This window comes from Streptomyces griseochromogenes, assembly GCF_001542625.1.
GTDB lineage: Bacteria > Actinomycetota > Actinomycetes > Streptomycetales > Streptomycetaceae > Streptomyces > Streptomyces griseochromogenes.
Map to the genome: position 1 here is coordinate 2,852,700 of NZ_CP016279.1, position 12,621 is coordinate 2,865,320.

A 12,621-nucleotide genomic window follows, 5' to 3' on the forward strand; every position below is an offset into this window, starting at 1 on the left:
GCAGACCGCTGCCGTCACCGCCGCGGTACCGGAAGGACTCGGTGACGCGGCGCCTGTGCGCCTCCGCGCATCTCGACGACGCCTTCGCCCTGTACGTCGACCGGGCACTCACCGGAGACCGGCTGGACGCCCTGGGACCGAGCCTCGGCATCAACTTCGCCGCCCTCGCCCGGCACGCGCGCACGGCCCGCCGTCGGCGCGCGACCCCGGACCGCCGGCCGGCCTGTCTCGCGGCGGTCGTGCCCGTGGGCGGTTCTGGTGGGCGTGCGGGTGGTGGTCAACGGACACGGTTCGCTCGGATGGGTGACGATTTTCGGCCCTCTCGGCGGGTACGCGGCCGCCTGGATCCTGGTCCACCACAAGGAGTCCGTGGGCCGGGACACGGCCCGCGAGGTGAGCGGCTCGGCCGGGAAACCCGAGCAGGCCGCACCGCCGGTGGAGCCCGAGGCGGAGGCCTGGCTGAGCGAGCCGAAGGGCGCCGACGTCCTGCCGTACGCGGACGCGGCCGCCCAGACCACGCCGTTCGTCGGCAGCGGTTCGAAGACCGAGGAGGTGGTCTGGCAGCCCATCGACGTCAGCAGGCCCGCCGCGCCCCCGGTGGCGGCAAGCTCCCCCTGCTGCCCTTCGACGCCGTCGACCTGCACACCTACGTGGCCCGGCACATGGAGACCATCTCCGGACTCCAGGGCCTCGGGGTCAAGAACCGGCTCTACGTCCTCGGAGCCACGCAGGCTTCCTCTCCGAGCTGGTGCGGGCGGGGCTGCAGAACCCGGGCGCGGGCATGCGCACCCACCTCTGCCTGGAACGCATCGGCGAGGGCGGACGGATGATCGTCTCCAGGTACCTGCGGGCGATCCTCCACCCGCCCAGCCTGACCTGGGAGGTCCCCGCCTACGGGATACCCCCGCTGGACGGCCGCTTCGACCGGGTGGACCGGTTCCCGGTGGCGCCCGGCGAACGCTCGTGGGACCTCGTCAAGTACGCCACCTCGCACACGGGCCGCGAACTGCGCGGAGCCGTCGGCCGGTTCGCCGCCCGACGGCGCCGGCAACGCGATCACGACCGCGGGCTGACCCGGACGCGCCGGGCAATCACCGAACAGCACGTGCGGTACGACTACGGCGCCAAAGGCAGCCTGCGCGAGGACCTGGACGGGTGGGACGAGGCGGGCTGTGCCGAGCGCACGACGCGCGGGACTTCCTGTTCCGGCTCCAGCAGGGCGTGCTCGTCGCCACGGAGCGGTTCCTGGAGGACCCCCATGTCGACACCAGCTCGTACGACAAAGCCGTTCAGGTCATCAGCACACAGACCTACAACATCGGTAACGTCAGCGGTCCCAGCATCTTCGGCAACGACGGCCGGATCACCATGGGCGGTCGGCAGGGCCCCGGGCCGCACGGCGGCCCAGGTCCCCAAGGCGGCCCGGGACCCGCGGGATCCGGCCCGCCCGCGCCGTAGCCCAACCCCCAACGCCCCTCGGACCAGGAGTCAGGACACGACAGTGAGCACGTACAACTTCCACGGCAACATCAACGGCCCCGCCAACATGGGCGATCAGGTCCGCATCGACATCACCCACGGACTCAACCTGGAGGGCGTCATCCGCCTCTCCGAGGGGCTCCTCGACGCGCTGCGCGCCGAGTACCCGGGGCTCGTCGGCCACGGCGAGATCATCCGCGGCGCCCTGGCGGAGTCCGAGGCCGACGGCGGGCCCCCCAACCGGGGCCGGATCCGCTCGGCCCTGGAGACCATCAGCATCGGCGCCTCGGCCGGCAGCGGCAGCCTCGCCTTCGTGCAGCAGTTCATGCACGTCATGGGCCTGTAGGCGGCGCGTGGGGCCCCGCCGCCGACACGGGGCCCCACCCCGGTTCACCTGGCCCGCACCACCGCCCGTACCCCGTCCCCGAGGTTCCAGTAGTGCCGCGGCGGCGGCATCTCGCCCGGCTCGGTGCGCGGGCATGTACGCCTCGGGCAGCAGGAACCGGTCGTCGGCGAAGTCCCGCGCGACCAGCTCCCGTACGATCCCCTCCTGTTCCCCCGTCGCGCAGGTCGGGTAGTACCACTTCAGCGCCCGCTCCCTGTCCGGAGTGCGGACCCGGTACACCTCGCCCTGCGGATCGCCGCGGTGCAGAGCGCCCAGCCGGGCCGCGAGCGCGGCCGACGGGCCGGCATCCTGGGCGAGAGAGTCCAGGAACGGGCCGTCCACCCGGTGCCGGCCGCGCCGGCCCGTCGGCACACAGAGCCCGTCCAGGATCCGTAACCCCAGGGGCGCGGGGCCGAGGACCTCGCCGAGGTGGCGTAACCCGGCCGCGTGCTGAGCGGCGGCGAGGCTGCCGTAACCGGGCACGACGGGCCGGGAGCCGTGGGGCCGGCTAGGCGCCGAGCACGGCCGGCAGCGGCAGACGGGCCGCGTCGTACCGTTCCAGGAGCAGCCGCGCCACCTCGGGCGCCGGGCCCAGCACGCCCGCGAGGACGTCCGCGCCGGCCGCGCCGCGCGTGATGCGGTCCGGCAGGAAGCCGGGGGCCAGCACATATGGTGCGACGGCGACCCGCTCACAGCCGAGGGCACGCAACTCCCGTACGGCGTCCTCGGTGCGGGGCAGGGAAGCGGAGGCGAACGCAGGCCGCACGGCGCACCAACCGGTGTGCCACCACTCCCGCGCGATGTCGGCGATCACTGCGATCGCCTCCGGGTCGGAGGACCCCGCCGAGGCCAGCACGACCCCGGTCGAGGACTTGTCGGCGGGCGTCAGCCCCGCCTCGTACAGGCGCCGTTCCAGCGCCGACAGCAGCAGCGGGGACGGGCCGAGCACATCCGCCTGCCGGATCCTGAGCCGCGCCGGAGCGTCCCGCAGGACGGCCGGGATGTCGGCCTTGGCATGGAAGGCGCGGGTCAGCAGCAGCGGCAGCGCCACGACGTCCCCCATGCCCTCCGCCGCCAGCGACTCCAGGACCCCGTTGACGGAGGGGACGTTGAAGTCCAGGAAGCCGGTCTCCACGCGCAGGCCCGGCCGCAGCGACCGCACCCGCTCCACGAGGGCGTGCACGGTCGCGGCGTGCCGCGGATCGCGGCTGCCGTGGGCGATGATCAGGAGAACCGGCCTGTGCATGGGACGTCAGCTCTTCACCAGCAGGCCGCGGCTGCGCAGCACCCACCGCTCCAGCGGGCTGAAGATCAGCAGGTCGATGGCGATGCCGACGAACAGGATCAGGAAGATCGCCTCGAAGACCATGGACATGGAGCTGGCGTTGCGGCCGTTCTCCAGGAGCGCGCCCAGGCCGATGCCCAGGTCCGGCGAGGAGGCGATGATCTCCGCGGCCATCAGCGAGCGCCAGGAGAAGGCCCAGCCCTGCTTCAGTCCGGCCAGGTAGCCCGGCAGCGCGGCCGGCAGGACGATGTGCCAGGCGCCCTTCAGACCGGTCGCGCCCATCGTGCGACCCGCCCGCAGGAACAGCGGCGGCACCTGGTCGATGCCGGAGACCAGGCCGTTGGCTATGGACGGCACCGCGCCGAGCAGGATCACCGCGTACATCATCGAGTTGTCCAGGCCCAGCCAGATCACCGCGGGCGGCACCCACGCCACCGACGGCAGCGACTGCAGACCGGACAGGACCGGGCCGATGGCGGCACGCAGGAACTTCACCCGGGCCACCAGCAGGCCCAGCGGGGTGCCGATGGCCAGCGCGAACAGGAAGCCCAGCAGACCGCGCGAGACGCTGGTCCAGATGTAGCCGACCAGCGTGCCCTCGAGCCAGGCCCGCTTGAACTCGGCGCCCACGTCGGCGGGGGACGGCAGCTTGGTCGGATCGTCGACGATCTTGAATGAGATCAGGGCCTGCCACACCACCAGGACCAGCGCGGTGGCGACGAGCGGCGGCAGGATCTTGGTGGTGAAGGTCTGCCGGAGCGGCGTCCGGCCGGTGACGGTGGTCTCCAGGGCGTCCAGGCCCGCCTCGACGCTTCCCGCGTCCGCGGGGGTCTTCGTCTCAGTGCTGGCCATGACGGCGGATCTCCCCACGCAGGACTTCGGTGATCTCTAGCGACAGTTCGGCGACCGGCGCGTCCTCGATGCGCCGCGGCTGCGGAATGTCCACCCGCCACTCGCGGGCCACCCGGCCAGGGCGGGAGGACAGCAGCACGACCCGCTGGGCGAGCCGCACCGCCTCGCGCACGTTGTGCGTGACGAAGAGGACGGACACGCCCGTCTCCTCCCAGATCCGGGTCAGTTCGTCGTGCAGCAGATCGCGGGTGATCGCGTCCAGCGCCGCGAACGGCTCGTCCATCAGCAGCAGCTGGCTGTCCTGGGCGAGCGCCCGGGCCATCGCCACGCGCTGCCGCATACCGCCGGACAGCTCGTGCACCCGCTTGCCGTACGAGCCCTTCAGCCGTACGAGTTCGAGCAGCCGCTCGGCCCTGTCGTGGCGCTCGCTCTTCGCGACTCCCCTGAGCTTCAGGGCGAGTTCTATGTTCTTGCCCGCGGTCAGCCACGGGAACAGGGCGTGCTCCTGGAACATCAGAGCCGGGCGTCCGTGGGTCGTGATGCCGCCCGCGGACGGCTTGTCGAGTCCCGCCACCAGGTTCAGCAGGGTCGACTTGCCGCAGCCCGAGGCCCCCAGGAGAGTGACGAACTCGCCCGGGGCGACATCGAGGCTGATGTCGTCGAGGACGAGCTGCTGCCCACCCGGTGTCGCGAAGGACTTCGAAACGTGCTCGATGCGGGCGGCGTACTCGACTGCCTCGGCCTCGGCGGCCTTGGCGAGGGCTGTTGCCATGGTCGTCACCTCCTGGGAACTCGGATCCGGACTTACTTCGCGCCGAGACCGGCGTCGCTGACGGAGCGCTCACCCGCGGCCACGAGGACCTTGTTCAGGAGAGTGAGGTCGTAGATGCCGTCCAGCTTCGGGTTCTCCAGCAGGCCTGCCTGGACCGCGTGCCGGGCCTCGGTGTTGAGCGTCGCCGCCAGCGGGTCGTCGGTGAACCGGACGGACTTCCAGGCCGGGTCGAGGACGTCGGCGGGCAGGGCCTTGCCGGAGTCCGCCTCCAGCTGCTTGTTGGCCGCCGCCTTCGCCTCGTCGGGGTGGGCGTTGATCCACTTGTTGGTCTCGACGGAGGCCTTCAGCACGGCCTCGACGGCCTTCGGGTGCTCCTTGAGGAACTTCTGCGACACGATGATGTTCGTGATCACGAACTTCTTGTCGGGCCACAGCGCGGACTCGTCCAGCAGCACCTTGCCGCCCTCGGCGACCAGCTTGGACGCGGTCGGCTCCGGCACCCAGGCGCCGTCGACGGAGCCGGACCTGAAGGCGTCCGGGGTCACCTTGTTGTCCGTGCGGACGACGGAGACGTCACCCTTGCCGCTCTGTGCGTCGACCTTCCATCCCTGCTGGGCGACCCAGTTGAGGAACGCCACGTCCTGCGTGTTGCCCAGCTGAGGCGTCGCGATCCGCTTGCCCTTGACGTCCTTCAGGGACTTGATCTTCTTGGGGTCGACGACCAGCTTCACCCCGCCCGAGGCCGATCCGCCGATGATGCGCAGGTTCTTGCCGTCCGACTTCGTGTAACCGTTGATCGCCGGGGACGGGCCGATCCAGCCGATGTCGACGGAGCCCGAGTTGAGCGCCTCGATCTCGGACGGGCCCGCGTTGAAGAGCTGGTAGTCGGCCTTGGTCGCGCCCAGCTCCTTCTGGAAGAAGCCCTTCTGGTTGCCGACCAGCGCGGTGGCGTGCGTGAGGTTGCCGAAGTAGCCGATCCTGACGGAGCCCAGTCCGTCGATCTTCTTGGCCCCGGCGGCGATCTTGGCGGTGCTGTCGTCCTTGGCCTGGGAGCCGTAACCGCAGGCGGCGAGGGTGAGCAGGGGAAGCGCGGCGAGCGCGGCTATACCGCGGCGAAACAGCGGGGATCGGTTGGCAGGCACGGGAGGCGTTCCTCTCGTTGGCCCGGCGGTCACGGCCTGTCAGGTCGTGGCCGGGAGATCGGCAGGTCTTCGTTCACAGCGGTGGGGGGTGAGGGCGCGCGGGCAGTGCGCGTACGTCAGCACGCACATCGCGCCACCCCGCCCTGCCCGCTGCCGAGGGCGCCGCTGCCGATGCGGCCGCCCTCCTTCGCGAACGTCGAGTAGAAATCCGTCCGGTTCATGGTCAGAAGTCCCAGCCGTCGTCCGAGGCCTCGTCCTTGACCGGGTCGGGGGCCGCGAAGGACTCGCCGACCATGCCCGCGGTGAGCGTGGTGCCGTCGGCCGGGTCGATCAGGATGAAGGAGCCGGTGCGGCGCGAGTCGGCGTAGGAGTCGACCGGCAGCGGCTCGGCGGTGCGGACCTTCACCCGGCCGATGTCGTTGGCGACGAGCTGTCCCGGGTGCGGGTGCAGGGACAGGTCGTCGAGCGTGAGCCGGGACGGGATGTCCTTGACGATCGCCTTGACCGTGCGGGTGCCGTGCTTGAGCAGCACCCGGTGCCCGACGGTCAGCGGCTGGTCGGCGACGTGGCAGACGGTCGCCTCCACGTCCTGCGTGGTGGCCGGCGCGTCCTTCGTCGGCACGATCAGATCACCGCGCGAGACGTCGATGTCGTCCGCGAGGAGCACGGTGACCGACTGCGTCGTCCAGGCCACGCCGACCGGCTTGCCGAGCAGGTCGATGCCGGAGATCGTCGTGGTACGGCCGGACGGCAGGACGGTGACCGGGTCGCCGACCCGGAACGTACCGGCCGCGATCTGGCCCGCGTAGCCCCGGTAGTCCGGGTGCTCGGCGGTCTGCGGCCGGATCACGTACTGCACGGGCAGCCGGGCGTGGCAGTGCGCCAGGTCGTGGGCGACCGGGACGGTCTCCAGGTGCTCGAGGACGGTCGGGCCGCCGTACCAGTCCATGTTCGCGGACGGCTCCACCACGTTGTCACCCGCGAGCGCGGAGATCGGGATGGCGGTGACCTCGGGGATGCCCAGCTCGCTCGCGTACGCCGTGAACTCCTCGGCGATCGCGGCGAACACGGACTCCTCGTAGTCGGCGAGGTCCATCTTGTTGACGGCGAGGACCACGTGCGGCACACGCAGCAGCGCGGCGATCGCCGCGTGCCGGCGGGTCTGCTCGACCACGCCGTTGCGGGCGTCGACGAGGATCACGGTCAGCTCGGCGGTGGAGGCACCGGTGACCATGTTGCGGGTGTACTGCACATGTCCCGGGGTGTCGGCCAGGATGAAGCGGCGCCGGGGCGTGGCGAAGTAGCGGTAGGCCACGTCGATCGTGATGCCCTGCTCCCGCTCGGCCCGCAGGCCGTCGGTGAGCAGCGCGAGGTCCGGGCCGTCCTGGCCGCGGCTCGCGGACGCGCGCTCCACGGCCTCCAGCTGGTCGGTGAGGACCGACTTGGAGTCGTGCAGCAGCCGCCCGACGAGCGTGGACTTGCCGTCGTCGACGGAGCCGGCGGTGGCGAACCGCAGCAGGGTGGTGGCCGAGAGCGCCTCGGTCGTGGTGGTCATGGCTAGAAGTACCCCTCGCGCTTGCGGTCTTCCATCGCGGCCTCGGAGAGCTTGTCGTCGGCGCGGGTCGCGCCGCGCTCGGTCAGCCGGGAAGCGGCGATCTCGGCGATGACGGCGTCCAGCGTGGTGGCGTCGGAGTCGACGGCGCCCGTGCAGGACATGTCACCGACGGTCCGGTAGCGCACCAGGCGCCTGACGACGGTCTCGGTCTCCTTCGGACCGCCCCACTCGCCCGCCGTCAGCCACATCCCGGCCCGCTGGAACACCTCGCGCTCGTGCGCGAAGTAGATCTGCGGCAGCTCGATGCCCTCGCGGGCGATGTACTGCCACACGTCCAGCTCGGTCCAGTTGGACAGCGGGAACACTCTGACGTGCTCGCCGGGCGCGTGCCGGCCGTTGTACAGGTTCCACAGCTCGGGGCGCTGGCGACGCGGGTCCCACTGGGAGAACTCGTCGCGCAGCGAGAACACCCGCTCCTTGGCGCGGGCCTTCTCCTCGTCGCGCCGGCCGCCGCCGAAGACCGCGTCGAACTTCTCGCTCTGGATCTTCTCCGTCAGCGGAAGCGTCTGCAGCGGGTTACGGGTGCCGTCGGGACGCTCCTTGAGCACACCCCGGTCGATGTAGTCCTGGACGGAGGCCACATGGAGGCGCAGCCCATGTGCGGCGACCACACGGTCCCGGTACTCCAGCACCTCGGGGAAGTTGTGTCCGGTGTCCACATGGAGCAGCGAGAAGGGGATCGCGGCGGGCGCGAACGCCTTCAGCGCGAGATGCAGCATGACGATGGAGTCCTTGCCCCCGGAGAACAGGATCACCGGGTTCTCGAACTCGCCCGCCACCTCGCGGAAGATGTGCACCGCCTCGGACTCCAGCGCGTCCAGGTGCGAGAGGGCGTACGGGCTGGACGTGTCCTCGTGGTCTCCGTGCACGGAAGCGACGGTCGTCATGCCAGTCCCCTTTCGCTGAGCACGGCGTGCACCGACGCCGCGGACTCCTGGACCGTCTGGTTCTGGGACTCGATCCGCAGATCCGGCGAGACGGGCTCCTCGTACGGGTCGTCGACCCCGGTCAGCCCCGACAGCTCGCCCGCCGCCTGCTTGGCGTACAGGCCCTTCACATCGCGCACGGAGCACACTTCGACCGGGGTGGCCACATGCACCTCGACGTACGCCGTGCCGTTCTGCTCGTGGCGCCCGCGGACCGCGTCCCGGCTGTCCGCGTACGGCGCGATCACCGGGACCAGCGCCTTGACGCCGTTGCGGGCCAGCAGCTCGGCGACGAAGCCGATGCGCTGCACATTGGTGTGCCGGTCCGTACGGCTGAAGCCGAGGCCCGCCGAGATGAACTCGCGGATCTCGTCGCCGTCGAGCACCTCGACGAGGTGGCCCTCCGCACGCAGCCGGCCGGCCAGCTCGTAGGCGATGGTGGTCTTGCCGGCGCTCGGCAGACCCGTGAGCCAGACGGTGGCTCCGGTGGTCACGTGGTTCTCCTGGTCGTCGTGCTTCTCGGGGGCCGTCATCCGTGCAGCCCGCACTCGGTCTTGGCGCGTCCCGCCCAGCGGCCGGCGCGCGCGTCCTCGCCCTCCAGGACCCGGCGGGTGCACGGGGCGCAGCCGACGGAGGTGTAGCCGTCCATCAGCAGAGGGTTGGTCAGCACGCCGTGCTCGGCCACGTAGGCGTCGACGTCGTCCTGCGTCCAGCGGGCGATCGGGGATATCTTGACCTTCTGCCGCTTCTCGTCCCAGCCGACGACCGGGGTGTTCGCCCGGGTGGGGGACTCGTCGCGGCGCAGCCCCGTCGCCCAGGCGGCGTAGCCCTTCAGGCCCTCCTCCAGCGGCTGCACCTTGCGCAGCTTGCAGCACAGGTCGGGGTCGCGGTCGTGCAGCTTCGGGCCGTACTCGGCGTCCTGCTCGGCGACCGTCTGACGCGGTGTGAGGGTGATGACGTCGACGTCCATCACGGCCTCGACGGCGTCCCGGGTGCCGATGGTCTCCGGGAAGTGGTAGCCGGTGTCGAGGAAGACGACATCCACGCCCTTCAGCACGCGCGAGGCGAGATGGGCGACCACGGCGTCCTCCATCGAGGAGGTGACGCAGAACCGCTTGCCGAAGGTGTCCACCGCCCACTGGAGGATCTCCAGGGCGGAGGCGTCCTCCAGGTCGCGGCCCGCCTGCTCGGCGAGCCGCTTCAACTCCTCGCTCGTACGCTCTTCCTGAGCCGTCGTCATATCCGCTCGTCCCCTCCGTTGTCGGCTCGCTGAAGACCCCGGGCGAGCAGCCCGAGGAACTTCAGCTGGAATGCGCGGTTGCACGCCCCGCATTCCCAGGCGCCGTGACTCCCTTCCAGAGCTTCGCTCGGCCGGAGGTCCTCGTCGCCGCAGTAGGGGCAGTAGAAGGGTGCGGCCCGCTCGCTCACGACAGGGCCTCCTCGGAAGCGCGGGCAGCCCAGGTGGCGAACCGCTCGCCGTCCTCGCGCTCCGCCTGGTAGCGCTTGAGGACCCGCTCGACGTAGTCGGGCAGTTCCTCCGAGGTGACCTTCAGGCCGCGCACCTTGCGGCCGAAGCCCGCCTCCAGACCGAGGGCACCGCCCAGGTGCACCTGGAAGCCCTCGACCTGCTCGCCCTTGTCGTTGACGACCAGCTGGCCCTTGAGACCGATGTCCGCCACCTGGATACGGGCGCAGGCGTTCGGGCAGCCGTTGATGTTGATGGTGATCGGCTCGTCGAAGTCCGGGATGCGGCGCTCCAGTTCGTCGATCAGCGAGATGCCGCGCGCCTTGGTCTCCACGATGGCGAGCTTGCAGAACTCGATGCCGGTGCAGGCCATCGTGCCGCGCCGGAACGGGGACGGGCTCACCGACAGGTCCAGCGCCTCAAGACCGGCCACCAGGGACTCGACCTGCGCCTCCTCGACGTCCAGCACGATCATCTTCTGCTCGACGGTGGTGCGGACCCGGCTCGTGCCGTGCGCTTCGGCGACATCGGCGATCTTGGCCAGCAGCGTGCCGTCGACCCGCCCGACGCGCGGCGCGAAACCGACGTAGAACCGGCCGTCCTGCTGCCGGTGCACACCCACGTGGTCCCGCCAGCGCGCCACCGGCTGCGCGGGCGGCGGACCGTCGATCAGCTTCCGCTTGAGGTACTCGTCCTCCAGCACCTGGCGGAACTTCTCGGCGCCCCAGTCGGCGACCAGGAACTTCAGGCGCGCGCGGGTGCGCAGCCGCCGGTAGCCGTAGTCGCGGAAGATCGAGATGACGCCCTCGTAGGCGTCCGGGACCTCGTCCAGCGGCACCCAGGCGCCGAGCCGGACGCCGATCTTCGGGTTGGTGGACAGGCCGCCGCCGACCCACAGGTCGAAGCCGGGGCCGTGCTCGGGGTGGACGACGCCGACGAACGCCACGTCGTTGATCTCGTGCGCCACGTCCAGCAGCGGCGAGCCGGAGACCGCCGACTTGAACTTGCGGGGCAGGTTCGAGAACGCCTTGTTGCCGACGATCCGACGGTGGATCTCCTCGACGGCCGGGGTGCCGTCGATGATCTCGTCCGCGGCGATGCCGGCGACCGGGGAGCCGAGGATCACACGGGGCGTGTCGCCGCAGGCCTCGGTGGTGGACAGGCCGACCGCCTCGAGACGGTCCCAGATCGCGGGCACGTCCTCGATCCGGATCCAGTGCAGCTGGATGTTCTGCCGGTCGGTGATGTCCGCGGTGCCGCGCGCGAACTCCTGCGAGATCTCGCCGATCACCCGCAGCTGCTCGGTCGACAGCCGCCCGCCGTCGATGCGCACCCGCAGCATGAAGTACTCGTCGTCCAGCTCTTCCGGCTCCAGGATGGCGGTCTTGCCGCCGTCGATCCCGGGACGGCGCTGGGTGTACAGCCCCCACCAGCGCATCCGGCCGCGCAGGTCGTTGGGGTCGATCGAGTCGAATCCGCGCTTGGAGTAGATCGTCTCAATGCGTGTCCGCACATTGAGACCGTCGTCGTCCTTCTTGAACTGTTCGTTCCCGTTCAGCGGGGTGAAGTGACCTACGGCCCACTGCCCCTCACCGCGGTGACGACTCACCTTGCGGCGGGGCGCGGACGCGGCGGGGTTCTGCGGGGTGGCGGCCATGGTTGTACGTCCTTCGGACAGCGACGGATGGGGTCGGCGCGCAGCGCCGTCGATGAGGATGGCGGTCAGGTGACGGGCGGGAGGCTCTGACCTGCGCATATCGCGCACGCGGGCACGCGTGCGCGATATGCGCAGCAGGAATCTGAGACAGGGGGATCGGCGGTGCTGGAGCGGTCAGCTCGCCGGACAGATGGCGCTGGACATGCGGCCGAGGTCGACGTGCCGCCGACTCACCAAGGCAATTCCAGTTCCAGACATGACGGAAGCGTGTCACGGAGATCTGGACACAGTCCAGCTTCGTCCAAAATGCGGACACCCTTGTCCCGAAGTGTGGGACAAGGGTGTCGTCGGTCACATGTGCCGCGGGACGGCTTGTCCCGGCAGGTCAGGCAGGGTAAGCCCCGGGCCAGGGACCGGGTGCGGGCGCCTCGGGCTCCTCCTCGACTTTCGTGTCGAACAGCTTGAAGCCCCGCCGCTGGTAGTTGGCCATCGCGAACTCGCCGTCCTTGCTGCAGGTGTGCAGCCACACCCGCTTCGTCGGCGGCCGCTCGGGCCACCGCTCGGCCAGGTCCCAGGCGCGGGCGGTGCCGCACGCCAGCAGGGGGCCGCCGATCCCGCGGCCGCGGAAGGCGGGGATCAGCCCGAAGTAGACGATCTCGACCGCACCGTCGTCCTGGGGGTCCAGCTCGACGTACCCGGCGGGGGTGTCCCGGTCGTACGCCACCCACGTCTCCACACCGGGGCGGTCCAGGTGCTCCCGCCACCGGGCGTAGGTCCAGCCGAGCCGGTCGGTCCAGCGGATGTCGCCGCCGACGGAGGCGTACAGGAAGCGGCTGAATTCGGGGGACGGGACCTCGGCGCGGACGATCCGCACATCGCCCTCGGGGGCCGCGGCCGGCAGAAGGTCGGCAGGCGAGGTCTGTTCCAGGGACCAGGTGGTGACGGGGATGCTGCTCATGCGTGCCAGGGAATCATCCCGTCCGGCCGTCTGTCGATCGTCCGGGTCGCCCCGCAGGTCACTCCGGCCGGCGCCGCGGCCGGGC

At 70.9% G+C, this 12,621-nt stretch carries 15 protein-coding genes; 2 read left to right on the forward strand and 13 right to left on the reverse strand.

Annotated features, from left to right (window positions below):
• Positions 1–14: 14 nt before the first annotated feature.
• Complete coding sequence (locus AVL59_RS54105) at positions 15–662, reverse strand: hypothetical protein (protein WP_237281486.1); 648 nt, start codon at positions 660–662, stop codon at positions 15–17.
• 493 nt (positions 663–1,155) lie between these two features.
• Here AVL59_RS54105 and AVL59_RS54110 point away from each other — a divergent pair, with 493 nt between their 5' ends.
• Complete coding sequence (locus AVL59_RS54110; protein ID WP_237281487.1) at positions 1,156–1,458, forward strand: hypothetical protein; 303 nt, start codon at positions 1,156–1,158, stop codon at positions 1,456–1,458.
• Between the two features lie 43 nt (positions 1,459–1,501).
• Positions 1,502–1,825 (forward strand): hypothetical protein, encoded by a 324-nt coding sequence (locus AVL59_RS12155; protein ID WP_067302698.1) that lies wholly within the window; start codon positions 1,502–1,504, stop codon positions 1,823–1,825.
• Positions 1,826–2,372: 547 nt separating this feature from the next.
• Here the strand turns inward: AVL59_RS12155 and AVL59_RS12160 are convergent.
• The 12 genes from AVL59_RS12160 to AVL59_RS12210 all read right to left on the reverse strand — a co-directional run bounded on the left by AVL59_RS12160 (position 2,373) and on the right by AVL59_RS12210 (position 12,536).
• On the reverse strand, positions 2,373–3,110 hold the full coding sequence (locus tag AVL59_RS12160) for a sirohydrochlorin chelatase (protein ID WP_067302701.1): 738 nt from the start codon (positions 3,108–3,110) through the stop codon (positions 2,373–2,375).
• 6 nt (positions 3,111–3,116) lie between these two features.
• Positions 3,117–4,001 carry an ABC transporter permease gene (locus AVL59_RS12165; protein ID WP_067302704.1) on the reverse strand — a complete coding sequence of 295 codons (885 nt, stop codon included), beginning with the start codon at positions 3,999–4,001 and terminating at the stop codon, positions 3,117–3,119.
• The gene (locus AVL59_RS12170) at positions 3,988–4,773 is read right to left on the reverse strand and encodes an ABC transporter ATP-binding protein (protein WP_067302707.1); all 786 of its coding nucleotides are present in this window, start codon (positions 4,771–4,773) and stop codon (positions 3,988–3,990) included. The genes AVL59_RS12165 and AVL59_RS12170 overlap by 14 nt, the downstream gene beginning before the upstream one ends.
• Positions 4,774–4,805: 32 nt before the next feature.
• Positions 4,806–5,915 (reverse strand): aliphatic sulfonate ABC transporter substrate-binding protein, encoded by a 1,110-nt coding sequence (locus AVL59_RS12175; protein WP_067302709.1) that lies wholly within the window; start codon positions 5,913–5,915, stop codon positions 4,806–4,808.
• A gap of 223 nt (positions 5,916–6,138) precedes the next feature.
• A complete protein-coding gene (locus AVL59_RS12180) occupies positions 6,139–7,470 on the reverse strand; it encodes a sulfate adenylyltransferase subunit 1 (RefSeq protein WP_067302712.1) in 1,332 nt (443 codons plus the stop codon).
• A gap of 2 nt (positions 7,471–7,472) precedes the next feature.
• Entirely contained in the window at positions 7,473–8,417 is a 945-nt protein-coding gene (gene cysD / locus AVL59_RS12185) for a sulfate adenylyltransferase subunit CysD (RefSeq protein WP_067302715.1), read from the reverse strand.
• Positions 8,414–8,989, reverse strand: a complete 576-nt coding sequence (gene cysC / locus AVL59_RS12190) for an adenylyl-sulfate kinase (RefSeq protein ID WP_067302718.1) — start codon at positions 8,987–8,989, stop codon at positions 8,414–8,416. Before cysC ends, cysD begins: the two co-directional genes overlap by 4 nt.
• The gene (locus AVL59_RS12195; RefSeq protein ID WP_067302721.1) at positions 8,986–9,696 is read right to left on the reverse strand and encodes a phosphoadenylyl-sulfate reductase; all 711 of its coding nucleotides are present in this window, start codon (positions 9,694–9,696) and stop codon (positions 8,986–8,988) included. Before AVL59_RS12195 ends, cysC begins: the two co-directional genes overlap by 4 nt.
• Positions 9,693–9,884 (reverse strand): hypothetical protein, encoded by a 192-nt coding sequence (locus tag AVL59_RS12200; protein ID WP_067302724.1) that lies wholly within the window; start codon positions 9,882–9,884, stop codon positions 9,693–9,695. The genes AVL59_RS12195 and AVL59_RS12200 overlap by 4 nt, the downstream gene beginning before the upstream one ends.
• Complete coding sequence (locus AVL59_RS12205; RefSeq protein ID WP_067302727.1) at positions 9,881–11,578, reverse strand: nitrite/sulfite reductase; 1,698 nt, start codon at positions 11,576–11,578, stop codon at positions 9,881–9,883. The genes AVL59_RS12200 and AVL59_RS12205 overlap by 4 nt, the downstream gene beginning before the upstream one ends.
• Before the next feature lie 174 nt (positions 11,579–11,752).
• Entirely contained in the window at positions 11,753–11,836 is an 84-nt protein-coding gene (locus AVL59_RS56005; protein WP_309486338.1) for a putative leader peptide, read from the reverse strand.
• A gap of 127 nt (positions 11,837–11,963) precedes the next feature.
• Complete coding sequence (locus AVL59_RS12210; protein WP_067302730.1) at positions 11,964–12,536, reverse strand: GNAT family N-acetyltransferase; 573 nt, start codon at positions 12,534–12,536, stop codon at positions 11,964–11,966.
• Between the last annotated feature and the right edge of the window lie 85 nt (positions 12,537–12,621).

Excerpts from the sequence above, each read along its gene's own strand:
- AVL59_RS12160 (WP_067302701.1), bottom strand. The coding sequence starts at position 3,110 with ATGCACAGGCCGGTTCTCCTGATCATCGCCCACGGCAGCCGCGATCCG.
- AVL59_RS12165 (WP_067302704.1), bottom strand. The coding sequence starts at position 4,001 with ATGGCCAGCACTGAGACGAAGACCCCCGCGGACGCGGGAAGCGTCGAG.
- AVL59_RS12170 (WP_067302707.1), bottom strand. The coding sequence starts at position 4,773 with ATGGCAACAGCCCTCGCCAAGGCCGCCGAGGCCGAGGCAGTCGAGTAC.
- AVL59_RS12180 (WP_067302712.1), bottom strand. The coding sequence starts at position 7,470 with ATGACCACCACGACCGAGGCGCTCTCGGCCACCACCCTGCTGCGGTTC.
- cysD (WP_067302715.1), bottom strand. The coding sequence starts at position 8,417 with ATGACGACCGTCGCTTCCGTGCACGGAGACCACGAGGACACGTCCAGC.
- cysC (WP_067302718.1), bottom strand. The coding sequence starts at position 8,989 with ATGACGGCCCCCGAGAAGCACGACGACCAGGAGAACCACGTGACCACC.
- AVL59_RS12195 (WP_067302721.1), bottom strand. The coding sequence starts at position 9,696 with ATGACGACGGCTCAGGAAGAGCGTACGAGCGAGGAGTTGAAGCGGCTC.
- AVL59_RS12205 (WP_067302727.1), bottom strand. The coding sequence starts at position 11,578 with ATGGCCGCCACCCCGCAGAACCCCGCCGCGTCCGCGCCCCGCCGCAAG.
- AVL59_RS56005 (WP_309486338.1), bottom strand. The coding sequence starts at position 11,836 with ATGTCTGGAACTGGAATTGCCTTGGTGAGTCGGCGGCACGTCGACCTC.
- AVL59_RS12210 (WP_067302730.1), bottom strand. The coding sequence starts at position 12,536 with ATGAGCAGCATCCCCGTCACCACCTGGTCCCTGGAACAGACCTCGCCT.